The organism is Cupriavidus sp. 01L43, assembly GCF_056399925.1.
Window position 1 is genome coordinate 112,288 of record NZ_JBFTSH010000019.1, and the last position, 22,224, is coordinate 134,511.

The following is a 22,224-nucleotide window of genomic DNA, read 5'->3' on the forward strand; positions in this document are numbered from 1 at the left end:
CCAAGTGTGCCGAAAAGGTGTCCGGCCGCACGTATAATCGCCGCATGCCTGCCGACGCCCTCCGCACCACCCAGCCCAGCCGCCCCATCCGCGCCCTGCCGGACCAGTTGATCAGCCAGATCGCCGCCGGCGAGGTGGTGGAACGGCCCGCCTCGGTGGTCAAGGAACTGCTCGAAAATGCACTCGATGCCGGCGCCACGCAGCTGGCCATCCGGCTCGAGGAAGGCGGCGTGCGGCGCATGGTCATCACGGACAACGGCTGCGGCATTCCCGCCGACGAACTGCCCGTCGCGCTGACGCGCCACGCCACCAGCAAGATCGCCTCGCTCGACGAACTGGAGTCGGTGCTCACGCTGGGCTTCCGGGGCGAGGCGCTCGCGTCCATCGCCTCGGTCTCGCACCTCGTGCTGACCAGCCGCACCGCCGATGCCGCCCATGCCACCCAGGTCAGCGCCGACACCGGCCATCTCCAGCCCGCCTCGGGCGGGGTCGGCACGATGGTCGATGTGCAGCACCTGTACTTCAACACGCCAGCGCGCCGAAAGTTCCTTAAAACGGAACAAACCGAGCTGGGACACTGCCTGGAGATGATCCGGCGGGCGGCGCTGGCGCGGCCCGATGTCACGATTTCGGTCCATCACAACGGCAAGCCACTCGAGCACTGGAACGGCGGCGACGTGGCCACGCGCACCGCGCAGGTGCTCGGCACCGACTTCGCACGCGCCCGGCTGGCGCTGGACGAGGAAGCCGGCACGCTGCACCTCTATGGCTTCGCGGGGCTGCCCACGGCGTCCCGGGGGCGGCCGGACCAGCAGTACTTCTTCGTCAACGGCCGTTTTGTGCGCGACAAGCTGCTCAACCACGCCGTGCGTAGCGCCTATCAGGACGTCCTGCATGGCGACCGCTTCCCGTCGTACGTGCTGTGCCTGGACCTGCCGCCGGAAATGGTCGATGTGAACGTGCATCCGTCGAAGATCGAGGTGCGCTTCCGCGAATCCCGCGCGGTGCACCAGTTCGTCTACCACGCCGTGCAGCGCTGCCTGGCGCGGCAGGCCGGCGAACAGGGCGACAGCCTGCATACCGATGCAGCGGATGGCGCCATGATGCCGAACGCAAGCCCGATCGGGGGCAGCGGCATGGCCGGCGGCGTACCCGGCGCGGCGCCGCAGTGGGTTAACTACTCCGCAGGCCGCCAGACCGAACTCGGCATCGCTCAGCCGCGTCAGGCCTATCTCGGCATGGTGCGCGAGGCCACCGGCGATGGCGCCGGCCGCGCCTGGCAGCCGTCCGCGCAGCCGCCCGCCTGGCTGGCCGATGCCCAGGCCGCCCGGGCCGACGAACCGCCCAGCCTGCTCGATCGCCTGCCGATGGGCACCTCCTCGCCCTTCGTCCAGCACGATACGGACGGCGCCGAGGCCGATCACCCGCTCGGCTACGCGGTGGCCCAGCTCCACGGCATCTACGTGCTGGCGCAGAACGCGCGCGGGCTGGTGCTGGTGGACATGCATGCCGCGCACGAACGCATCCTGTACGAGCAGATCAAGACGGCACTCGAAGCGCGTGAACTAGCCGTACAGCCGCTGCTGATCCCGGTCACGCTGCCGGCCAGCCCGGTCGAGATCGGCGCGGCCGAGGAACATCAGGAAACGCTGACCCTGCTCGGTTTCGACATCGCCCCGGTCTCCCCGACCACGCTGGCCGTGCGTGCCATTCCCGCGCTGCTCAAGCAGGCCGATGCCGAGGCGCTCGCGCGCGACGTGCTGCGCGACCTCCAGTCCTATGGCGGCTCGCGCGTGCTGGCCGAGCGCCAGAACGAGCTGCTCGCCACGCTGGCCTGCCACAGCGCCGTGCGCGCCAATCGCAAGCTCACGCTGGAAGAGATGAACGCGCTACTGCGCCAGATGGAGCAGACCGAGCGCGCCGACCAATGCAACCACGGGCGCCCCACCTGGGTGCAGCTCACCGTGGCCGAGCTGGACCGGCTGTTCCTGCGTGGCCAGTAACAGTTTGTCGATGTCTGCGCTGTCTTCCACTCCGCTGTCTTCCGCCCTGCCGCCGGTGGTCTGCCTGCTCGGCCCCACCGCCTCCGGCAAGACCGCCGCCGCGCTGGCGCTGGCCGCGCACACGCCGGTGGAAATCATCAGCCTCGACTCCGCGCTGGTCTATCGCGAGATGGACATCGGCACCGCCAAGCCCACGCGCGACGAACTGGCCAGCGTGCCGCACCATCTGATCGACATCATCGATCCAGTCGACAGCTACTCCGCCGCGCAGTTCGTGACCGATGCCGAGCGGCTGATCGCCGAGATCCGCGCGCGCGGCCGGGCGCCGCTGATCGTGGGCGGGACCATGCTCTATTACAAGGCGCTGACGCAGGGCCTGAACGACCTGCCGCAGGCCGACGCCACGCTGCGCGCCGAACTCGACGCGCTGGCGGCCGAACGCGGCTGGCCGGCGCTGCACGCGATGCTGGCCGAGGTGGACCCGGTCACCGCCGCCCGGCTGGCGCCCAACGATGCGCAGCGCATCCAGCGCGCGCTGGAGATTTTCCGACTAAGCGGACAGCCGATGTCCGCGCTGCTGGCCCGCCAGGCTGATGCCCGCACCTTCACCGGCGCGGCCGATGCGCGCTACCGCGTGATCGCGCTGGAGCCGTCGGATCGCGCAGTGCTGCACGCGCGGATCTCGGAAAGATTCGATGCGATGCTGGCCGGCGGCCTGATCGACGAGGTGCAACGGCTGCGCGCGCGCGGCGACCTGCATCTCGGCCTGCCGTCGATGCGCTGCGTCGGCTACCGGCAGGTGTGGGAGTTCCTCGACGGCGCCTGCGATGCCTCGACCATGCGCGAACGCGGCATCGCCGCCACGCGCCAGCTCTGCAAGCGCCAGCTCACCTGGCTGCGCAGCACGCCCGAGCGCGTCAGCGTGGACTGCCTCGCCCCGGACTACGTGGCCCAGGTGGCCCGGCTGGCTGGGATGTTGGGGTAGCATTCCCGCACGCTCCCGCATTCGCCGCTTACTACCGTTCCCATGACCGCCTTCGCCATCCGCCCTGCCGAGCCCGCAGACAGCACCACGCTATTTCGCCTGATCGCCGCGCTGGCCGAGTATGAAAAGCTCACCCATCTCGTCGAAGCCACGCCGGAAAAAATCCAGACCGCGCTGTTCGGCGACCGCCCACATGCCGAGGCGGTGCTGGTGGAGGTGGAGACGGCGGCCGGCAGGCAGGCAGTCGGCTTCGCGCTGTTCTTTCACAATTTCTCCACCTTTCTGGCCAAGCCGGGGCTGTACCTCGAAGACCTGTTCGTGGAGCCCGCGTGGCGCGGCCACGGACTGGGCAAGGCGCTGCTGCGCCATCTGGCCGGCATCGCCGTGGCGCGCGGCTGCGGGCGCTTCGAATGGTCGGTGCTGGACTGGAACCAGCCGTCGATCGATTTCTATCAGGCGATGGGCGCCGACGTGATGCCGGACTGGCGCATCTGCCGCGTGACCGGGGATGCGCTGACCAAGCTCGGCGGCCAGCCCTGAGGCCCTGCGCCCCTGCATCGAGCAAGCCCAAAAACAAAAACGCCCGATGTTGTGAACTGACCCCCAGAAGTTGGACGGTTGATGGCTAGGCCGGAAAGGGCTGAGTCCTGTATTGCACGGGACTCAGCCCTTTTAGTTTGAGCTTGATGCGGTCATGATTGTAGTAGTGAATGTATTGGCGCAGTCCATCCTGCAGTTTGCCGAAGAAGCTCTCCATGGCAGCGTTGTCGAGGCAGTTACCTTTGCGCGACATACTGGGACGGACACTGCGCTGCTTGAGCATCGATCGATAGGACGCCATTTGGTATTGCCAGCCCTGATCCGAATGCAGGATCGGTCGGTCCTTGGGGCCGAGTCGAGCAAACGCCTTCTTGAGCATTTTGCTTACCATCTCGAACAACGGACGCCTGGCCATCTCGTATGCGACGATCTCGCCGTTATGCAGGTCCAGCACCGGCGAGAGGTATAGCTTCTCGCCGGCGACGCTAAATTCGGTCACATCGGTTACCCATTTCTGATTCGGACGCCCGGCGTGGAACTGYCGTTGCAACACGTTGGGCGCAACTCGGCCCACCGCACCTTTGTAAGAACGGTATTTCTTTGGCCGGACGAGAGACTTCAGGCCCATGGCTTTCATCAGGCGCTGAACCGTCTTGTGGTTGACGATCAATTCCGCTTTCCGAAGCGCCGCCGTAATGCGGCGGTAGCCGTAGCGACCTTTGTGCTGCGCAAACAGCTCACGGATTCTTGCCTTCAGTTCCGCATACCTGTCCTGCGCCTGAAGTACTGTTTGCTGATAGTAGAAGGTGCTTCGTGCCAGGCCTGCGACCTTCAACAGCCCCGCCAATGGATACTGCCGCCTTAGCTCAAGCACTATTTGCGCTTTTTGGGTTGCGCAGATTTCTTGTTCGCTTGAACTAAGGCGTCGAGTTTTTTTAGGTAGGCGTTCTCCATGCGCAGGTAGTTCAGCTCGTCAATGAGCTCCTCGCGCGTGCGCGTGCGATCACCAGATGGCTTCGGTGGCTTTGCTTTGGGAGTGGGTGGCGACATCTTCCTGGGACGCCCTTTTGGGCGCGATGACAAGGCCTCTATACCCCCTGCATCATACTGGCGTTCCCAAATGCCAATCGCACCGAAGTTGCGAATATCGAACCATGCTGCGACTTCGCGATGCGACAACCGCTGGCTTCGCATCCGCTTCAGCACGGCAAGCTTGAACTCGGCGCTGTAGTGCGTGTACTTCCGTTTGAYGCTCGCCGCGCCATGCAGGCGGTATCCCGCCACCCAGCGCCGTACTGTTCCGCTGTCTATTTCATGGCGTTTGGCGATCTCACCATAGCCTGCCTGACCGTCCAGGTAGCTCTGGATAACTGTCAGCCTGAACTGCTCCGAGTACCGATACATGAAAACACCCCAAAAGTTGGGACGGATCGCGCGTTCGGCGTCTTCCTTCGCCACGATCACGACCATGCCGATGCCGCAGTTGAACACGCGGTGCATTTCCGCATCGGCCACGCGGCCTTGCTCCTGGAGCCACTGGAACAGCGGCGGCAGCGTCCAGGCATCCTTCTGGATCACGGCGGTGACGTTGTCCGCCAGCACGCGCGGCACGTTCTCGGTCAGGCCGCCGCCGGTGATGTGGGCCATGCCCTTGACCGGCAGCGTCTCGATCAGCGAGAGCAGCGGCTTCACGTAGATGCGCGTCGGCGCCATGATGGCGTCCTGCAGGCGCTGGCCGTGGAAGTCGGCGTTCAGGTCCGGCTTGGCCACGTCGATGATCTTGCGCACCAGCGAGTAACCGTTCGAATGCGCGCCCGACGAAGCCAGGCCCAGCACCACGTCGCCCGGGATAATCGTGCTGCCATCGATGATCTTGCGCTTTTCCACCGCGCCCACCGCGAAGCCGGCCAGGTCGTACTCGCCGTCCGGGTACATGCTCGGCATTTCGGCGGTCTCGCCGCCGATCAGCGCGCAGCCGGCCAGTTCGCAGCCATGGGCGATGCCCTGGATCACGGTGGCGGCCGTGTCCACGTCCAGCTTGCCGCAGGCGAAGTAGTCGAGGAAGAACAGCGGCTCGGCGCCCTGCACCAGGATGTCGTTGACGCTCATCGCCACCAGATCCTGGCCCACGGTGTCATGGCGGTTCAGCTGGAAGGCCAGCTTGAGCTTGGTGCCCACGCCGTCCGTGCCGGACACCAGCACCGGCTCCTGGAACTTCTTCGAGAGTTCGAACAGCGCGCCGAATCCGCCGATGCCGGCCATCACGCCTTCACGCATGGTGCGCTTGGCGAACGGCTTGATGCGGTCTACCAGCGCGTCGCCGGCGTCGATGTCAACACCGGCATCGCGGTAGGAAAGGCCTGCCTGGCCGGCGTTCTGGGATGCGCTCATGAGATCCTGCTTGTCTTTGACGAGGTAAAGTGTGGATTACGGCGCCCGGCGCCACGGAGGGCGGGGCGCGAGTCCGTTAGAATCGCGATTTTAACGGATACAGGCTCCCGGCTACCAGTTTCGCGGCGACACCCGGTCACCAGACCGGCCAAAGTGCCCCGCCCGGCGGTTTCCGGACCCTTTCGATGAACGCTCCCCTGCTCTCGCCAGACTCCAAACGTATCCTGATCTGGATCGTCGTGGCCGCCGGCCTGTTCGCCGCCATCGTGGCGCTGGCGCCGGTGCTCACGCCCTTCCTGTTCGCGTTCATTTTTGCGTACATTCTCACGCCGGGCGTGGACTGGCTGCAGCGCCGCCGCGTGCCGCGCTTTATCGGCGTGACGCTGATGATCGGCCTGCTGACCATTATCGTGGTGCTGCTGGTGCTGCTGCTGATCGCCGTGCTCCAGCGCGAGATCCCGCAGATCCGCGAGCAGGTGCCGCTGCTGTTGCAAAAGCTCAACAATGTGGTGTCGCCCCGCCTGGCAGAACTGGGGGTGCGCGTGCGCTTTGACTTCCCCGGCCTGCGCAACATGCTCCAGGACCGCTTCGCGGCGAGCCCGGAAGACCTGTTCCAGGTGCTGCTGAATTATGCGAAGGTGTCCGGCTCGGCCCTGATCAGCGTGTTCGGGATGCTGTTCATCATCCCCATCGTCATGTATTACCTGATGATGGACTGGCATATGGTCATGCGGCGTATCGAGCGGCTGGTGCCGCGCCGCTGGGTGCCGAAGGTGCGCGAGCTGTCGAATGAGACCGATGCGCTGCTTTCCCAGTACCTGCGCGGCCAGATCCTGGTTATGGTGATCCTTGCTGCACTTTATTCGATCGGGCTGACCATCGCCGGGTTCGAGGTGGGCGTTCCGGTGGGCGTGTTCACCGGGCTGGCCGTGTTCATCCCGTACATCGGTTTCGGGCTGGGGCTAGCGCTGGCGATCCTGGCTGCGCTGCTGCAATTCGGCAATTTGTACGGGCTGGGCGCCGTGGCCGTGGTATACGGCATCGGGCAGTTCGTGGAAAGCTTCTACCTGACGCCGCGCCTGGTGGGCGAGCGCATCGGGCTGCACCCGCTGGTGGTGATCTTCGCGCTGCTGGCATTCGGCCAGTTGTTTGGCTTCTTCGGCGTGCTGCTGGCCCTGCCGACCTGTGCGGTGCTGCTGGTCGGCGCGCGGCAGATCCGGCGCGTTTACATGGCTAGCGATCTGTATCGCAACTGATTGAAGCCCACAGAAACTGATGGAACGAGGTAGGAAGTTACGAAAACGTCATGTCATCGCGTCATAAGCAGCTTTCGCTCGAGCTCGGCAGCCCGCCGCCGTCCACGTTCGAGAACTTTTTCGTGGCTTCGAACCGGGAGCCGGTGCAGCGCCTGCGCGAGCTGCCGGCCGCCATCGCCCAGGAACACGCCAACGACCGGCTGATCTACCTGTGGGGCGAGGTCGGCTCGGGGCGCACCCACCTGCTGCACGCAGTGTGCGACGCGGCGCTCCATACCGGCCTGAACTGCCGCTACCTGAGCCCGCACCACGCGCTCGCCGACTTCAATTTCGACCCGTCCTGCCGGCTTTACACCGTCGATGATGTGGAATTGCTCGACGAAGCGCGACAGATCGCCGTGTTTTCGCTGTATAACGAGGTGCGCGCCCACGTGCGCACCGCGCTGGTGGTGGCGGGCGGCCTGGCGCCGCGTGCCATGCCGGTACGTGAAGACCTGCGCACCCGGCTCGGCTGGGGGCTGGTCTACCAGGTGGCCTCGCTGTCCGATGACGACAAGATGGCCGCCCTGCTGCAGGCCGCGCGCGAGCGTGGCTTGCAGTTATCGCCCGAAATCCCCCACTGGCTGGTCACGCGGCATTACCGCGACATGCCCAGCCTGATGGCCCTGCTGGACGCGCTGGACACGTATTCGCTCGAGCGCAAGCGCGCGGTCACCCTGCCGCTGCTGCGCGAGATGTTTGCGGAATTCCGCGAATAAATCGCGAATCCGCGCCGAAGCTGGCACGAAATCCGCTCCCAAAATGGTCCTGGCGCGCCAAGCCGCGCCAACCGCCATGTGTACCTTAATGTAAAATCGCCGCCCATGAATCTGGCACTGTTTGACCTCGACCACACCCTGATCCCCACCGACAGCGACCACGAATGGGGCCGCTTCCTGGTCCGCATGGGCGTTGTCGACGAGGAATCCTATCGTCGCAAGAACGACGAGTTCTATGGGCAATACAAGGCGGGCACCCTGGATATCCAGGCGTTCCTGCGCTTCGCGCTGGCCCCGCTGGCTGCCAATCCGCGTGACCGGCTGGACGCCTGGCGCCAGCGCTTCATGCGCGAGGTGATCGACCCGGTCATCACCCCGCAGGCCAAGGCGCTGGTCTACAAGCACCTGGAGGCGGGCGACCTGTGCGCCGTGGTGACGGCTACCAACAGCTTCGTCACCGCGCCGATCGCCCAGGCCTTCGGCATCAAGCACCTGATCGCCACCGAGCCGGCCACGTCCGACGGCAAGCCGGAAAGCGCCTTCACGGGCGAGGTCTTCGGCGTGCCGAGCTTCCGCGAGGGCAAGATCGCCCGCGTGGAGCAGTGGCTCAAGGGCCTCGGCACCAAGTGGGAAGACTTCGGCACCACGACGTTCTATAGCGATTCCGCCAACGACCTGCCGCTGCTGGAAAAGGTCAGCGAGCCGATCGCCGCCAATCCCGACGACCGCCTGCGCAACCATGCGGCCGCGGCCGGCTGGCGCATCATGGACCTGTTCTGACGTGATCAAGAAGCTCATCAACCGGCTGCTCGGCAAGCCTGGCCCCAAGCTGCGCCGCACCGGGCGCGCCCATACGCAGCGCATCGTCAACGTGGACGAACACCAGATCGACCCCACGCTGCTCTCGCGCAACGCGGTCAAGGTCACCGCCACGCTCCAGCAGGCCGGTTTCCAGGCCTTCATCGTCGGCGGCGCCGTGCGCGACGTGCTGCTCGGCATCAAGCCGAAGGACTTCGACGTGGCGACCAACGCCACGCCCGAAGAGGTGCAGGCACTGTTCCGCCGCTCGCGCATCATCGGCCGGCGCTTCCAGATCGTGCACGTGACGTTCTACGGCGGCCGCGAGCAGGAGATCATCGAGGTCTCGACGTTCCGCGCGCTGGTGGATGCGATTGCCAGCGAGACGCTGCCCGAAGGCCGCCGCCTGAAGCGCGCCGAGCTGGACAGCAAGACGCACGCGATTGACGCCAGCGGCCGCGTGCTGCGCGACAACGTCTGGGGCTCCCAGGCCGAGGACGCCGAGCGCCGCGACTTCACGATCAACGCGATGTACTACGACCCGGCCGCGCAGACCGTGCATGACTACCATCACGGCATGGAAGACATCCGCGCGCGCACGCTGCGGATGATCGGCGACCCGGTCACGCGCTACCGCGAAGACCCGGTGCGCATGCTGCGCGTGGTGCGCTTCGCGGCCAAGACCGGTTTTTCGATCGACGAAGCGACGCGCGAACCGATCGCCGAACTGGCCCCGCTGATCCACAACGTGCCGAGCGCGCGCCTGTTCGACGAAATGCTGAAGCTGCTGATGTCCGGGCACGCCTGGGCCTCGCTGCAGGAGCTGCGCAAGGCCGGCCTGCACAAGGGCCTGCTGCCGCTGCTGGACGTGGCGCTGGAGCAGCCGATGGGCCAGCGCTTCGTGCAGCTGGCGCTCGACAACACCGACCGCCGCGTGCAGGCCGGCAAGCCGGTGTCGCCCGGTTTCCTGTTCGCCGCGCTGCTGTGGCACCACGTGCTGCAACGCTGGAACAAGCTGCGCGACGAGGGCGAGCACGCGATTGCCGCGCTCAACACGGCCATGGACATGGTGCTGGAGAAGCAGACCGGCCAACTGGCGATCCAGCGCCGCTTTGTCACCGACATGCGCGACATCTGGGGCATGCAGCCGCGTTTCGAGAAGCGCGTGGGCCGCATGCCGTTCCGCCTGCTGGAATCGCCGCGCTTCCGTGCCGGCTATGACTTCCTGCAACTGCGCTGCGAATCGGGCGAACAGCCGGCTGAAATCGGCCAATGGTGGACCGACTTCCAGAACGCGCCGCCCGATACGCGCGAAGACATGATCGAGGCCACCCGCCAGAAGCGCGGCAAGGGTGGCTCGGGCGCCGCCGGTGGCCAGGGCGGCCAGGGTGCCGACGAGGGCGAAGGCTTCGCGGGCGTCGATGGCGAGGGCCCGGCGCGCAAGAAGCGTCGTCGGCGCGGTCCGCGGAAATCGGATAAAGTTTCTTCCCGGGGCGACACGGACGCGGCGGAGGGGGGTCAAGCCGCATCGGAGTCCGGCCGCGCCCAGCCGGAGGAATAACATGACACTTGCCTTTATCGGCATCGGCGCCAATCTCGGCGATGCCCGCCAGGCACTGAAGGACGCCATCGTGTGCCTGGCCCAGCAGGTCGGCATCACGGTATTGGCCAAGTCCTCGTTCTACCGCACCGCACCCGTCGACGCCAGCGGCGACGACTACTTCAACGCCGTGGTGAAGGTGGAGACGTCCTTCACCGCGCCGCAGCTGTTGCGCATCTGCCACCACATCGAGGACCAGTTCGGCCGCGAGCGCCCGTTTCACAACGCGCCGCGCACGCTGGACCTCGACCTGCTGCTGTTCGGCGCCGACCGGATCGACTCCGAGGCGATGACCGTGCCGCATCCACGCATCACCGAGCGCGCCTTCGTGCTGGTGCCGCTGGTGGAGCTGGACGGCGAGCTGGTCATCCCGGGCCGTGGCCGCGCGGCGGACTTCCTGCCCGGCGTGCGCGACCAGCGCATCGAGAAGTTTTCCTCATGCAAATGCCCCCGCCTTCAGGATGGCGGCACGCAGGCGTGATCCACGCCTGATCCATCGGCACCCCACGAGCCATGCTCGACCATCTGCGCCGCATCGTCGTCGAAGGGCCCGTCGGCTCCGGCAAGACCTCGCTGGCGCAGCGCCTGGCCCGCACGCTCCAGGCCGGCGAACTGCCTGACGGCGCACGCCAGAACCCCTTCCTCGAACGCTTCTACCGCGAGCCGCAGCGCTATGCACTGCCGATGCAGTTGCACTGCCTGGACCAGCGCGCCACCCAGATCCAGCAATGGCAGGCCGCGCTGCTGGCCGGCCAGCGCGTGATCGGCAATTTCCTCTACGCACGTGACCGCCTCTATGCGGCGCTGACCCTCGAAGCCGACGAACTCGCGCTCTACGACGCGCTCGCCGCCCGGCTCCAGGTGCCGGCCCAGCGCGTGGACCTGGTCATCATGCTCCAGGCCACGCCGTCGCTGCTGCGCGAGCGCATTGCGCGACGCGGCCTGCCTGGCGAGTCCGGCATCGACGAAACCTACCTCCAGCGGCTGACCGACGCCTACGGCGAACTGTTCCACCGCTACGACGAGGCGCCGGTCCTGATCGTGGACACCGCGCGCTTCAATCCGGTGGACAACGACGGCGATTTCCGTACACTACTGTCGCGCATCGAGAACATGCGGGGCCGCAAGGCCTTCCTGAATCTCGCGGCCCCCTGACCGCCCTGCCCGCCTCAGGCCCAGGCAGCCACACACCCCCACGGGCACTGCCATGAGTTACCTCCTCGACCCCTCCCGCAAGACCGTCACCATTCCCAAGCTCCAGGCCATGCGCGCCGCAGATGACAAGATCGTCATGCTGACTGCCTACGACTCGAGCTTCGCCGCGCTGCTGGACTACTGCGGCGTGGAAGTGGTCCTCGTCGGCGATTCGCTCGGCAACGTAATGCAGGGCCAGCAGACCACGCTGCCCGTCACGCTGACGCACATGGTCTATCACACCGAATGCGTGGCGCGCGGCAACCAGACCGCGCTGCTGGTTTCGGACCTGCCGTTCGGCACCTACGGCACGCCCACGCAGGCCTTCGAGAGCGCCGCCGCGCTGATGCGCGCGGGCGCGCAGATGGTGAAGCTGGAAGGCGGCGACTGGCTCGCTCCCACCGTGAAGTTCCTGGTCGAGCGCAGCATTCCGGTGTGCGCCCACATCGGCCTGACCCCGCAGTCGGTGCACGCGCTGGGCGGCTTCAAGGTGCAGGGCAAGACCGATGCCGGCGCCGCGCAGCTCAAGCGTGACGCGCTGGCGCTGCAGGCCGCCGGTGCGCAGCTCATCGTCATGGAAGCCGTACCGGCCGCGCTGGCTGGCGAGGTCACGGCGCAACTGACGATTCCGACCATCGGCATCGGCGCCGGCGTGGACTGCTCCGGCCAGGTGCTGGTGCTGCAGGACATGCTCAATATCTATCCGGGCCGCAAGGCCAAGTTCGTGCGCAACTTCATGGACGGCCAGACCTCGATCGAGGCCGCCGTGCGCGCCTATGTCGCCGCCGTGAAGGACGGCAGCTTCCCGGCCGTCGAGCACACGTTCTCCGCCTGAGCGCGCCCACGTGGAGATCGGCACGGCCACGCTGGACGCTTTCCGCCTGCTGGCCAGCGGGGACGGCGCGCTATGGTTCATCGTCTGGACCTCGCTGATGGTGGCGGTGCTCGGCCTGGCGCTGGCTACCGTGCCGGCCATCGGCGCCGCCTACCTGATCGCCACCCATGCCTTTCCCGGCCGGCGCGTGGTGGTGGTGCTGGCGCAGGCCTTCCTGTCGTTCCCGACGGTGCTGGTTGGCCTGGTGCTCTACCTGCTGTTCACGCGGCAGGGGCCACTGGGTAGCTTCTCCCTGCTGTTCACCCCATCCGGCATGGTCTTCGGGCAGGCCGTGATCGGCTTTCCCGTGGTGCTGGCGTTCTCGCTCGCGGCCATGCAGGCGGCGGATCCGCGCCTGCGCGAGACCGCCTGGGTGCTCGGCGCGGGCCGCTGGCGCACCTTCTTCACCGTGCTGCGCGAACTGCGTTTCGGCCTGATGGCGGCCGTGGTGGCCGGCTTCGGGCGCGTGATTGCCGAGGTGGGCTCGGCGCTGATGATCGGCGGCAATATCGAAGGCTCCACGCGCACCATCACCACGGCCATCGCGCTGGAGACCAGCAAGGGCGAGTTCGCGCAGGGCATCGCGCTCGGCATCGTGCTGGTGGCGCTGGCGCTGGCCGTCAACATCATGCTCGCCTGGCTGCAAGGCGCGGGAGGGTTCCGGCGATGACCAGCGCACTGCTGACGGTGCGGGGTCTGGCGCGGCGCGTCGGCGCTCGCCAGTTGTTCGACATCCCCGAACTGGTATTCCCGCGCGCCGCCGCCGTGGCGCTGACCGGCGTGAACGGCGCGGGCAAGTCCACGCTGCTGCGGATGATGGCCGGGCTGGAGCCGGCACCGGGCGCGACCGTGGCGTGGCAAGACGAAGGCGGCAAGCACCGCGAGGCGCCGCTGACGCCGCTCCCGCCCGCGCTGCGCCAGCGCGTGGCCTATATGCACCAGCATCCCTACCTGTTCCGCACCTCGGTACGCGACAACATCGCCTATGGCCTGCGGGCCCGGGGCGTGGCGCACGACGAGATCGAGCGGCGCGTGGGCGCGGCGCTGGGCTGGGCCGGCATCGTCCATGTGCAGGACACCGCGCCGGAAAAGCTGTCCGGCGGCGAAGTCCAGCGCGTGGCGCTGGCGCGGGCCAAGGTGCTGGAGCCGGAATTGCTGCTGCTCGACGAACCGACCTCCAACCTCGACGGCCACGCGCGCGAGCAGGTGATTGCGCTGATCGGGGAACTGGCGGCGGAAGGCCGCTCCGTGGTGATGGTCTGCCACGACCGGGAACTGATCAACCTGCCCGGGGTGGTCAGATGGAAACTGGGGGACGGCCGGCTCGATACGCGGCATCGGTAGGCGGCTGGCGCCTACGCTTCCTATTTAGCGCAGCCGCGCCCGCATCGTCCCGCGCAGCGCATTGGCGATGACGATGGCCTCGGCGTGCCGCACCATCTCACGCGTGACCACGGCCTGTTCGATCGGGCCGTCGATCAGTGCGTCGCCCGCTTCGAGCACCACGGCGCGCATCACGCCCGGCAGGATGTCCGCCGACAGCGGCGGCGTCAGCCAACGCCCGCCCACCTTCACGAACACCGAACTGCGTCCGCCTTCGAGCAACTCGTCGCGCGTGTTGAAGAACAGCGCGTCGAAGCCGCCCTCGCGCTCGGCCGCCTGCCAGCCGGCATCGAACGTGGCGCGGGCGCTGGACTTGTGGCGGCGCATCGGGTCGGCCACCGGCAAGGGCGTCGCGGCCAGGTCGAGTAGCGCCACCGGCTCGGCGCGCGGCGCCAGCGGGCCGCTCGCGAAGGCCAGCGCGCCGGCCTTGTCGACGGCCATCCGCAGCCGCCAGTCGCCATCGCCCAGCCGCCCTGCCTCGGCCTGCATGGCCGCCCGCGCGGCGGGCTGGTCGAACGCGAAGCCGAACACGGCCGTGGAATGCGCCAGCCGCGTCAGATGGCGCTCGCGGTGCAGCACCACGCCATCGCGCGCGTGCATGGTCTCGAACAACGTGAAGCCGGGATCGTGCGCAGTCAGGAAGCGCGCCTTCCAGCCGCACTCGGCGAATTCGTCGGCGGCCACGCTGTCATGGACGATGCCGCCGCCCACCCCCATCTCGCCCCGGCGCAGGCCGTCGTCACCCTGCGGCCCCAGCACCAGCGTGCGGATGGCCACGGACATGCCGAAGGCGCCGCAGGGCTGGCCATCGGCCGGCGCATCGAGCCAGCCGATGGCGCCCGTGTAGAGGCCGCGCGGCGCGGTTTCCAGTTCGGCGATGATCTGCATGGTCCGCCGCTTGGGCGCGCCGGTGATCGAGCCGCATGGGAACAGCGCCGCCATCAGGGCGCCGAAGCCGGTGCCGGGCCGCGCCGTGGCCGTCACGGTGGAGGTCATCTGGAGCACGCGGCCGAATGGCTGGACCACGAAGCGGTCGGGCACGGCCACGCTGCCGGGCTGGGCGATGCGGCCCAGGTCGTTGCGCAGCAGGTCGACGATCATCACGTTTTCGGCCCGGTTCTTGGCGTCGGCAGCCAGCCGGCGCGCGGCGCGGGCATCCTGCTCGGCGTCCCCGATGCGCGGCGCGGTGCCCTTCATCGGCCGGGTCACCAGATGCCCGGCGCCGTCGTGTTCGACGAAAAGCTCGGGCGATAGCGACAGCACCCAGCCATCGCCGGGTAGCCAGGCCAGCACGCCGAACGGCACCGGCTGCGCGGCCCGCAGCGCGGCGTAGAACGTCACCGGGTCGCCGAAGGCGGAGAAGCGGAGCCGCTGCGTGAAATTCACCTGATAGGTATCGCCGGCCTCGATATAGGCGTGGATGCGCGCGATGGCGTCCGCGTAGACGGCGTGCGACGGCTCGGCGCGTACGTCCATCGCCCCGGCCGGGGAGGATTCTGCCCGCGTGGCCAGCCATGCGCCTACGGCGTCGCCGTCAAGCCGGGCCAGGTCGCGGAACCAGAGCAGTTGCAGCGCGCCGTCATGGAACGGCAGCGCATCGCCGCAATGGACCGGCGCCCCGACCAGCGCCCCGCCGTACTCGTACGGCGCGAACAGCGTGGCATGCAGCCCGTGGCGCCAGCCGGCGGCCAGCAGCGCATCCAGCGTGGCGGGATCGGTGCCGGCGGGCAGGACATCGGCCTGGACAAACCCCGTATAGAGGCGCGACGCCGCCACGCCGGGTGCGGCGGCGGCATCGTCAAGCAGGACGAAGGGGTCGAAACTGGCGCTGGAGGGGGCGGGGGACGGCGGAACCACGGCAACTCGGCAGGGTGCATCAATGCCGCATTATCGCCGCGCCGGGCATGAAAAAACCGGCCACGCTGGTCACGTGGCCGGTTTCATCGTCCTGCCTGCCGGGCAATCCGGCGATTTAGCTGAAGAAGCTTTTCACCTTGTCCAGCCAGGACTGCTCCTGCGGGCTGTGGCGCGAGCCGCCCTCGTGCACCGAGCGGTCGAATTCACGCAGCATGTCCTTCTGGGCCTCGGTCAGCTTGACCGGCGTTTCCACGTTCACATGGACGTAGAGGTCGCCGGGATAGCCCGACCGCACACCCTTGATGCCCTTGCCACGCAGCCGGAACGTCTTGCCGCCCTGCGTGCCTTCCGGCACCGGGAAGCTGGCGCGGCCGCCCAGCGTCGGCACTTCCAGTTCGCCGCCCAGCGCCGCCGTGGCGAAGGAGATCGGCATCTGGCAGTGCAGGTCATCGCCATCACGCTCGAATACCTCGTGCGCCTTGATGTGCACTTCCACATACAGGTCGCCCGGGGGGCCGCCGTTGATGCCCGGCTCGCCATTGCCCGACGAGCGGATGCGCATGCCTTCGTCGATGCCGGCCGGAATCTTCACTTCCAGCGTCTTCTGCGACTTCAGCTTGCCCTGGCCATGGCACTTCACGCACGGCTTGGGGATGAACTTGCCGCTGCCGTGGCACTTCGGGCAGGTCTGCTGCATCGTGAAGAAGCCTTGCGACACACGCACCTGGCCCACGCCGTTACAGGTCGGGCAGGTTTCCACCGACGATCCCGGCTCGGCGCCATTGCCGTGGCAGTGTTCGCAGTCTTCCCAGTGCGGCACGCGGATCTGCGCCTCGTGGCCATGCGCGGCCTGCTCCAGCGAGATTTCCATGCTGTAGCGCAGGTCGGCGCCACGGTAGGCCTGCGGGCCGTTGCCGCGACGCTGGCCGCCCTGCTGGCCGAAGATGTCGCCGAAGATGTCGCCGAAGGCTTCGGCAAACCCGCCGTAGCCCTGGCCGCCGCCGAAGCCGCCAGCCATGTTCGGGTCCACGCCGGCGTGGCCATACTGGTCGTAGGCCGCCTTCTTCTCGGGGTCGGAGAGCATCTCGTACGCTTCCTTGCCTTCCTTGAACTTGTCTTCCGCTTCCTTGCTGTCCGGATTGCGGTCCGGGTGGTACTTCATCGCGAGCTTGCGATAAGCCTTCTTGATCTCTTCGTCGCTCGCGTTCTTGCCTACCCCGAGCACTTCGTAATAGTCACGTTTTGCCATGGTGGCTCTTACCTGATTGGCCTGCCCGGCAAAGAATCACCGGTCGGGCGAATAGCAAAAAAGCCGAGCGAGGTGTTCGACCACGGTTTCTCACCCTGTGTCAGAACACCATCGCCCGGCGTCGGGGCGGGAGTGGCGCTGGATGCACCTGCGCCGCTCCCGCTGATTCCCGCTTACTTCTTGTCGTTCACTTCCTTGAACTCGGCGTCCACGACGTTATCGTCCTGCGGCTGCGCCTGGGACTGCTGCTGGCCGCCCGCGGCACCGGCCGCACCGCCGGCTTCACCGGCCTTGGCCTGCATGTCGGCGTAGACCTTCTCGCCCAGCTTCTGGCTCGCTTCGGACAGCGCGTTGATCTTGGTTTCGATCTCGGCCTTGTCGCCGCCGCGTGCGGCGTCTTCCAGTTCCTTGATCGCGACTTCGATCTTTTCCTTCTCGCCGGCCTCGAGCTTGTCGCCATGCTCAATCACGGCCTTGCGGGTCGAGTGGACCAGCGCATCGGCCTGATTGCGGGCATCGGCCAGCTCACGGGCGCGCTTGTCTTCCTCGGCGTTGGCCTCGGCGTCCTTCACCATGCGCTGGATCTCGTCTTCCGACAGACCCGAGTTCGCCTTGATAGTGATGCGGTTTTCCTTGCCGGTGGCCTTGTCCTTGGCGCCCACGTGCAGGATGCCGTTGGCGTCGATGTCGAACGAGACCTCGATCTGCGGCGTGCCACGCGGCGACGGCGGAATGCCTTCCAGGTTGAACTCGCCCAGCAGCTTGTTGCCGCTGGCCATCTCGCGCTCGCCCTGGAACACCTTGATCGTCACCGCCGGCTGGTTGTCGTCGGCCGTCGAGAAGACCTGTGCGTGCTTGGTCGGGATGGTCGTGTTCTTGCTGATCATCTTGGTCATCACGCCGCCCAGCGTCTCGATGCCCAGCGACAGCGGCGTCACGTCCAGCAGCAGCACGTCGGTACGGTCGCCCGACAGCACCGAGCCCTGGATCGCGGCACCGACGGCCACGGCTTCGTCCGGGTTCACGTCCTTACGCGCTTCCTTGCCGAAGAACTCGCGCACCTGCTCCTGCACCTTGGGCATGCGGGTCATGCCGCCGACCAGGATCACGTCGTCGATGTCGCCCACCTTGACGCCCGCATCCTTGATGGCGGTGCGGCACGGGTCGATCGTGCGCTTGATCAGGTCTTCCACCAGCGCTTCCAGCTTGGCGCGCGTGATCTTCAGGTTCAAGTGCTTCGGACCCGAGGCATCCGCCGTGATGTACGGCAGGTTGATCTCGGTCTGCTGCGAGCTGGACAGCTCGATCTTGGCCTTTTCAGCGGCTTCCTTCAGGCGTTGCAGCGCCAGCACGTCCTTGGACAGGTCAACGCCCTGGTCCTTCTTGAACTCGCCGATGATGTAGTCGATGATGCGCTGGTCGAAGTCCTCGCCACCGAGGAAGGTGTCGCCGTTGGTCGACAGCACTTCGAACTGCTTCTCGCCGTCCACGTCCGCGATCTCGATGATCGAGATGTCGAACGTGCCGCCGCCGAGGTCGTACACGGCGATCTTGCGGTCGCCCTTCTCGTTCTTGTCCATGCCGAACGCCAGCGCGGCGGCAGTCGGCTCGTTGATGATGCGCTTGACGTCCAGGCCCGCGATGCGGCCGGCGTCCTTGGTCGCCTGACGCTGCGAGTCGTTGAAGTAAGCCGGCACGGTGATCACGGCTTCGGTCACCGGCTCGCCCAGGTAGTCCTCGGCGGTCTTCTTCATCTTGCGCAGCACTTCGGCGGACACCTGCGGCGGGGCCAGCTTCTGGTCACGCGCGCCCACCCATGCGTCGCCGTTATCGGCCTTGACGATGGCGTAGGGCATCAGGCCGATGTCCTTCTGCACTTCCTTTTCTTCGAACTTGCGGCCGATCAGGCGCTTCACGGCGTACAGCGTGTTGCGCGGATTCGTGACCGCCTGGCGCTTGGCCGGCGCGCCGACCAGGATCTCGCCATCTTCCATGTAGGCGATGATCGACGGGGTGGTGCGCGTGCCTTCGGCGTTCTCGATGACCTTCGGCGTGTTGCCTTCCAGGATCGCAACGCAGCTATTGGTGGTACCCAAGTCGATACCGATGATCTTACCCATTTGTGTTCTCTCCTATTGAGCCCTGCTTTGGCGCAGCGGCTGCAATTCAACCTGAGTGCGAAATGTGGCCGTCCGGGGGCATTTCAAGGGCAGAACCCGCAATTCCGAGTAATTTTCTCGGTTTTGCGGGGTAGCACCGTGCGTGCGTCGGGAGCGGCCTGAAAGTGCCTTATTGTTATCTTTTTTGGCGGATATCAGGACTGCCGCTCGCGCTGCCAGAGGACGTCGCTGCCGCCGCCGGCCCGATTCAGCACCCGGGCGAGCACGAACAGCAGGTCCGAGAGCCGGTTCAGGTACTGGCGCGGCGCCTCGTTGAGAGCCTCGGTGGCGCCCAGCGCCACCAGCGCCCGTTCCGCCCGGCGGCACACCGTACGGCAGACGTGGGCCTGGGCGGCGGCGCGGCTGCCGCCCGGCAGGATGAACTCCGCCAGCCGGGGCAGGTTCGCGTTGTAGTGCGCCAGCCAGTCGTCCAGCTGGATCACCTGCGCTTCCTTGAGCAGCGTGTAGCCCGGAATCGACAGCTCGCCGCCCAGGTCGAACAGGTCGTGCTGGATATGGAGCAGGGCGGCGCGCACGTCATCCGGCAGGTCCGGCTCGGTCAGCAGCAGGCCGATGTGGGAATTCAGTTCGTCCACGTCGCCGATGGCGGCGATGCGCTCGCTGTTCTTGCCCGTGCGGCTGCCGTCGCCCAGCCCGGTGGTGCCGGCGTCACCGGTGCGGGTGGCGATCTTGGACAGGCGGTTACCCATGCCGGTCTCCCTCGTCTTGGTTTGAAGTGGCGCAATTATGGCCCCGAACCCGGGCTTCGGGGCGGGTTCCGGGCGCCGCGATGCGGTCCGCCGCGTGACGCGGACGGCGTAGAATGGCGGGATTCGCCGGAGACAAAAGCATGAACCACCCCACGCCCGCCGCCGCCCTGGCGCGCCGTCCCCTTCCCGTTGCCCTGGCCGAGACACTGGCCGCCCGCTTCGGCGAACGGTTTTCCACCTCGGCCGGCGTCTGCGCCCACCATGGCCGCGACGAATCCCCGTTCCCGCCCGCCGCCCCGGACGCCGTGGTCTTCGCCCACACCACCGAGGAAATCGCCGAACTGGCCAGCCTCTGCAACCAGCATGGGGTGCCGCTGATCCCCTACGGCGCCGGATCGTCGCTCGAAGGCCACCTGCTGGCCGTGGCCGGGGGCATCAGCCTGGACCTCTCCCAGATGAACCGCGTGCTGGCGGTGCATCCCGAGGACCTGACCGTGACGGTGCAGCCGGGCGTGACCCGCAAGCAGCTGAACCAGGAAATCAAGGACACCGGGCTGTTCTTCCCGATCGACCCGGGCGCCGATGCCTCGCTGGGCGGGATGTGCGCCACGCGCGCCTCCGGCACCAACGCGGTCCGCTACGGCACGATGCGCGAGAACGTGCTGGCCCTGACCGTGGTCACGGCGGACGGCCGCGTGATCCGCACCGGCACCCAGGCGCGCAAGTCGTCGGCCGGCTATGACCTGACCCGGCTGTTCGTCGGCAGCGAAGGCACGCTCGGCATCATCACCGAGGTCACCGTGCGGCTCTACCCGCAGCCGGAAGCGATCTCGGCCGCCGTGTGCGCGTTCCCGAGCATGGGCGACGCCGTGCGCGCCACGATCCAGACCATCCAGCTTGGCGTGCCGGTGGCCCGCGTGGAGTTCGTCGATGCGCTGGCCATCCGCGCGATCAACCGCCACGACAACCTCACGCTGCCGGAAACCCCGCACCTGTTCTTCGAGTTCCACGGCACCGAGGCCGGCGTACGCGAGCAGGCCGAAACCGTGCAGCAGATTGCCGACGAGCACGGCGGCCAGGGCTTCGAATGGGCCACGCGCCCCGAAGACCGCAGCCGGCTCTGGAATGCGCGCCATACGGCCTACTTTGCGATGCTGCAGCTCAAGCCCGGCTGCAAGTCCGTGACAACCGACGTCTGCGTGCCGATTTCCCGCCTGGCCGACTGCGTGACCGAGACCGAGCGCGACCTGAACGCCTCGCAGCTGCCCTGCCCCATCGTCGGCCATGTCGGCGATGGCAACTTCCACGTGGCGATCCTGGTCGACCCGGCCAAGCCCGAGGAAATGGCCGAGGCGGAGGACATCAACCGCCGCATCGTCGAACGGGCGCTGGCCATGGGCGGCACCTGCACCGGCGAGCACGGCGTGGGGCTGCACAAGATGGGTTTCCTCGTGCAGGAGCACGGCGAGGATGCACTGGACCTGATGCGGGCGATCAAGGCGGCGCTCGATCCCAATCAGATTCTGAATCCGGGCAAGATCTTCAGCGCGGCGCGCTGACCGGGGGCCCGCGCCATGGCATCGGTGTTCCACCGCGTCCCGCCCCTGCACCTGCTGATCGCGTTCGAGGCCGCCGCGCGGCTTGGCAGCTTCGCGCGTGCGGCGGAAGAACTGTCCGTCACGCCCAGCGCGGTCTCGCACCGCATCAAGAATCTGGAGGAATTATGGGGCGACGACCTGTTCGTGCGCTCCAACGCCGCGCTGCGGCTCACCGCCGCCGGCACGCGCTACCAGCGCAATGTGCAGGACGCGCTGAAGTCCCTCAACGAACTGGCCCGCCCCGAGTACAACAAGCTGCGCACGCGGCTGCGGGTGGCCATTCCGCCGACGTTCGGCCGGCAGCACCTGGTGCCGCGCCTGCCCGAGTTCGGCGCGCTCTACCCTCATATCGACCTGGAACTGCACCTGTCCGTGCCCTTCCTCGATGTGAAGGCCGAGGACACCGATGTGGAGATCCGCTACGGCACGGGACGCTATTCGGGCCTGAAAACCACGAAACTGCTAGTCGAACCGGTGTTTCCGGCGTGCGGGCGGGAGTACTACGAGCGGGTCAACGGGCGCGCCATCGCCAAGCCGGACGACCTGCACAACCTCGTGCTGCTGCGCAGTCCGCTGGAGCCGTGGCGGCCGTGGTTCGAGACCGCCGGGCTCGACTGGCCGGAGCCCCAGACCGGCCCGCAATTCAACGATATCGGCCTGATGCTGGAAGCGATCGTCTCGAACCAGGGCGTGGGACTGGTGCGCCAGCGCATGGCGCGCCAGTGGCTGGCCGCCGGGCAGATGGTCAAGCTGCTCGACGTGGAATCGGTTTCGCCGCACGGCTACTACATCGTCGAGCGCGAGCAAGCGCCGCTCCAGCCAGAGGCGCGCTACTTCGTCGACTGGCTGCTCGGGCTGGACTGGTAGCG

Annotated in this window: 19 protein-coding genes and 1 pseudogene; 14 read left to right on the top strand and 6 right to left on the bottom strand. The window is 67.2% G+C overall.

Annotation, left to right across the window (positions count from 1 at the left end; translation table 11 throughout):
• Positions 1 to 44 precede the first annotated feature (44 nt).
• Genes mutL through AC1DP9_RS24145 form a run of 3 tightly spaced genes read left to right on the top strand, consistent with a single transcriptional unit; the run spans position 45 to position 3,528 of the window.
• Positions 45 to 2,003, top strand: a complete 1,959-nt coding sequence (mutL, locus tag AC1DP9_RS24135) for a DNA mismatch repair endonuclease MutL (RefSeq protein WP_454757329.1) — start codon at positions 45 to 47, stop codon at positions 2,001 to 2,003.
• A 10-nt stretch (positions 2,004 to 2,013) separates the two neighbouring features.
• A complete protein-coding gene (gene miaA / locus AC1DP9_RS24140) occupies positions 2,014 to 2,988 on the top strand; it encodes a tRNA (adenosine(37)-N6)-dimethylallyltransferase MiaA (protein ID WP_477108689.1) in 975 nt (324 codons plus the stop codon).
• Between the two features lie 42 nt (positions 2,989 to 3,030).
• Positions 3,031 to 3,528, top strand: a complete 498-nt coding sequence (locus AC1DP9_RS24145) for an N-acetyltransferase family protein (protein ID WP_477108690.1) — start codon at positions 3,031 to 3,033, stop codon at positions 3,526 to 3,528.
• 85 nt (positions 3,529 to 3,613) lie between these two features.
• Here the strand turns inward: AC1DP9_RS24145 and AC1DP9_RS24150 are convergent.
• Together AC1DP9_RS24150 and purM are read right to left on the bottom strand one after the other, a co-directional pair.
• Positions 3,614 to 4,932, bottom strand: a protein-coding gene (locus tag AC1DP9_RS24150) for an IS3 family transposase (protein ID WP_477108739.1) whose coding sequence is annotated in 2 segments (ribosomal slippage) — positions 3,614 to 4,452 and positions 4,452 to 4,932 — 1,320 coding nt in all. Because the reading frame shifts where the segments join, the coding sequence is not laid out codon by codon here.
• A 24-nt stretch (positions 4,933 to 4,956) separates the two neighbouring features.
• A pseudogene (gene purM, locus AC1DP9_RS24155) lies at positions 4,957 to 5,919 on the bottom strand (phosphoribosylformylglycinamidine cyclo-ligase); the annotation flags it as partial.
• Between the two features lie 185 nt (positions 5,920 to 6,104).
• Here purM and AC1DP9_RS24160 point away from each other — a divergent pair.
• The 9 genes from AC1DP9_RS24160 (at position 6,105) to AC1DP9_RS24200 (ending at position 13,743) form a co-directional block, all read left to right on the top strand.
• Complete coding sequence (locus AC1DP9_RS24160) at positions 6,105 to 7,175, top strand: AI-2E family transporter (protein WP_092298960.1); 1,071 nt, start codon at positions 6,105 to 6,107, stop codon at positions 7,173 to 7,175.
• A gap of 50 nt (positions 7,176 to 7,225) precedes the next feature.
• A complete protein-coding gene (hda, locus tag AC1DP9_RS24165) occupies positions 7,226 to 7,933 on the top strand; it encodes a DnaA regulatory inactivator Hda (protein WP_092298957.1) in 708 nt (235 codons plus the stop codon).
• A gap of 105 nt (positions 7,934 to 8,038) precedes the next feature.
• A complete protein-coding gene (locus AC1DP9_RS24170) occupies positions 8,039 to 8,713 on the top strand; it encodes a histidinol-phosphatase (RefSeq protein WP_477108691.1) in 675 nt (224 codons plus the stop codon).
• 1 nt (position 8,714) lies between these two features.
• Complete coding sequence (gene pcnB, locus AC1DP9_RS24175; RefSeq protein ID WP_441592287.1) at positions 8,715 to 10,292, top strand: polynucleotide adenylyltransferase PcnB; 1,578 nt, start codon at positions 8,715 to 8,717, stop codon at positions 10,290 to 10,292.
• 1 nt (position 10,293) lies between these two features.
• The gene (folK, locus tag AC1DP9_RS24180; protein WP_477108692.1) at positions 10,294 to 10,812 is read left to right on the top strand and encodes a 2-amino-4-hydroxy-6-hydroxymethyldihydropteridine diphosphokinase; all 519 of its coding nucleotides are present in this window, start codon (positions 10,294 to 10,296) and stop codon (positions 10,810 to 10,812) included.
• Between the two features lie 32 nt (positions 10,813 to 10,844).
• Positions 10,845 to 11,486, top strand: coding sequence for a deoxynucleoside kinase (locus tag AC1DP9_RS24185; RefSeq protein WP_092298944.1), 642 nt, complete (start codon positions 10,845 to 10,847; stop codon positions 11,484 to 11,486).
• A 52-nt stretch (positions 11,487 to 11,538) separates the two neighbouring features.
• On the top strand, positions 11,539 to 12,360 hold the full coding sequence (gene panB / locus AC1DP9_RS24190; RefSeq protein WP_477108693.1) for a 3-methyl-2-oxobutanoate hydroxymethyltransferase: 822 nt from the start codon (positions 11,539 to 11,541) through the stop codon (positions 12,358 to 12,360).
• A gap of 10 nt (positions 12,361 to 12,370) precedes the next feature.
• A complete protein-coding gene (locus AC1DP9_RS24195) occupies positions 12,371 to 13,069 on the top strand; it encodes an ABC transporter permease (RefSeq protein WP_441592284.1) in 699 nt (232 codons plus the stop codon).
• Positions 13,066 to 13,743, top strand: a complete 678-nt coding sequence (locus AC1DP9_RS24200) for an energy-coupling factor ABC transporter ATP-binding protein (protein WP_092298936.1) — start codon at positions 13,066 to 13,068, stop codon at positions 13,741 to 13,743. Before AC1DP9_RS24195 ends, AC1DP9_RS24200 begins: the two co-directional genes overlap by 4 nt.
• Before the next feature lie 24 nt (positions 13,744 to 13,767).
• Here AC1DP9_RS24200 and AC1DP9_RS24205 read toward each other — a convergent pair whose 3' ends face one another.
• From AC1DP9_RS24205 to AC1DP9_RS24220, 4 genes are all read right to left on the bottom strand, one after another.
• The gene (locus AC1DP9_RS24205) at positions 13,768 to 15,639 is read right to left on the bottom strand and encodes a chorismate-binding protein (protein ID WP_477108694.1); all 1,872 of its coding nucleotides are present in this window, start codon (positions 15,637 to 15,639) and stop codon (positions 13,768 to 13,770) included.
• 115 nt (positions 15,640 to 15,754) lie between these two features.
• Positions 15,755 to 16,888 carry a molecular chaperone DnaJ gene (gene dnaJ / locus AC1DP9_RS24210; protein ID WP_092298930.1) on the bottom strand — a complete coding sequence of 378 codons (1,134 nt, stop codon included), beginning with the start codon at positions 16,886 to 16,888 and terminating at the stop codon, positions 15,755 to 15,757.
• A 173-nt stretch (positions 16,889 to 17,061) separates the two neighbouring features.
• Positions 17,062 to 19,008, bottom strand: coding sequence for a molecular chaperone DnaK (dnaK, locus tag AC1DP9_RS24215; protein WP_092298927.1), 1,947 nt, complete (start codon positions 19,006 to 19,008; stop codon positions 17,062 to 17,064).
• A gap of 194 nt (positions 19,009 to 19,202) precedes the next feature.
• Entirely contained in the window at positions 19,203 to 19,757 is a 555-nt protein-coding gene (locus AC1DP9_RS24220) for a cob(I)yrinic acid a,c-diamide adenosyltransferase (protein ID WP_477108695.1), read from the bottom strand.
• A gap of 140 nt (positions 19,758 to 19,897) precedes the next feature.
• Between AC1DP9_RS24220 and AC1DP9_RS24225 the strand changes: the two genes are divergently transcribed.
• A complete protein-coding gene (locus AC1DP9_RS24225) occupies positions 19,898 to 21,316 on the top strand; it encodes an FAD-binding oxidoreductase (RefSeq protein WP_092298921.1) in 1,419 nt (472 codons plus the stop codon).
• 15 nt (positions 21,317 to 21,331) lie between these two features.
• A complete protein-coding gene (locus tag AC1DP9_RS24230) occupies positions 21,332 to 22,222 on the top strand; it encodes a LysR substrate-binding domain-containing protein (RefSeq protein WP_092298918.1) in 891 nt (296 codons plus the stop codon).
• Positions 22,223 to 22,224: the final 2 nt, after the last annotated feature.

Coding starts and splice junctions, on each gene's coding strand:
- mutL (WP_454757329.1), top strand. CDS start 45: ATGCCTGCCGACGCCCTCCGCACCACCCAGCCCAGCCGCCCCATCCGC.
- miaA (WP_477108689.1), top strand. CDS start 2,014: ATGTCTGCGCTGTCTTCCACTCCGCTGTCTTCCGCCCTGCCGCCGGTG.
- AC1DP9_RS24145 (WP_477108690.1), top strand. CDS start 3,031: ATGACCGCCTTCGCCATCCGCCCTGCCGAGCCCGCAGACAGCACCACG.
- AC1DP9_RS24160 (WP_092298960.1), top strand. CDS start 6,105: ATGAACGCTCCCCTGCTCTCGCCAGACTCCAAACGTATCCTGATCTGG.
- hda (WP_092298957.1), top strand. CDS start 7,226: ATGTCATCGCGTCATAAGCAGCTTTCGCTCGAGCTCGGCAGCCCGCCG.
- AC1DP9_RS24170 (WP_477108691.1), top strand. CDS start 8,039: ATGAATCTGGCACTGTTTGACCTCGACCACACCCTGATCCCCACCGAC.
- folK (WP_477108692.1), top strand. CDS start 10,294: ATGACACTTGCCTTTATCGGCATCGGCGCCAATCTCGGCGATGCCCGC.
- AC1DP9_RS24185 (WP_092298944.1), top strand. CDS start 10,845: ATGCTCGACCATCTGCGCCGCATCGTCGTCGAAGGGCCCGTCGGCTCC.
- panB (WP_477108693.1), top strand. CDS start 11,539: ATGAGTTACCTCCTCGACCCCTCCCGCAAGACCGTCACCATTCCCAAG.
- AC1DP9_RS24200 (WP_092298936.1), top strand. CDS start 13,066: ATGACCAGCGCACTGCTGACGGTGCGGGGTCTGGCGCGGCGCGTCGGC.
- dnaJ (WP_092298930.1), bottom strand. CDS start 16,888: ATGGCAAAACGTGACTATTACGAAGTGCTCGGGGTAGGCAAGAACGCG.
- dnaK (WP_092298927.1), bottom strand. CDS start 19,008: ATGGGTAAGATCATCGGTATCGACTTGGGTACCACCAATAGCTGCGTT.
- AC1DP9_RS24220 (WP_477108695.1), bottom strand. CDS start 19,757: ATGGGTAACCGCCTGTCCAAGATCGCCACCCGCACCGGTGACGCCGGC.
- AC1DP9_RS24225 (WP_092298921.1), top strand. CDS start 19,898: ATGAACCACCCCACGCCCGCCGCCGCCCTGGCGCGCCGTCCCCTTCCC.
- AC1DP9_RS24230 (WP_092298918.1), top strand. CDS start 21,332: ATGGCATCGGTGTTCCACCGCGTCCCGCCCCTGCACCTGCTGATCGCG.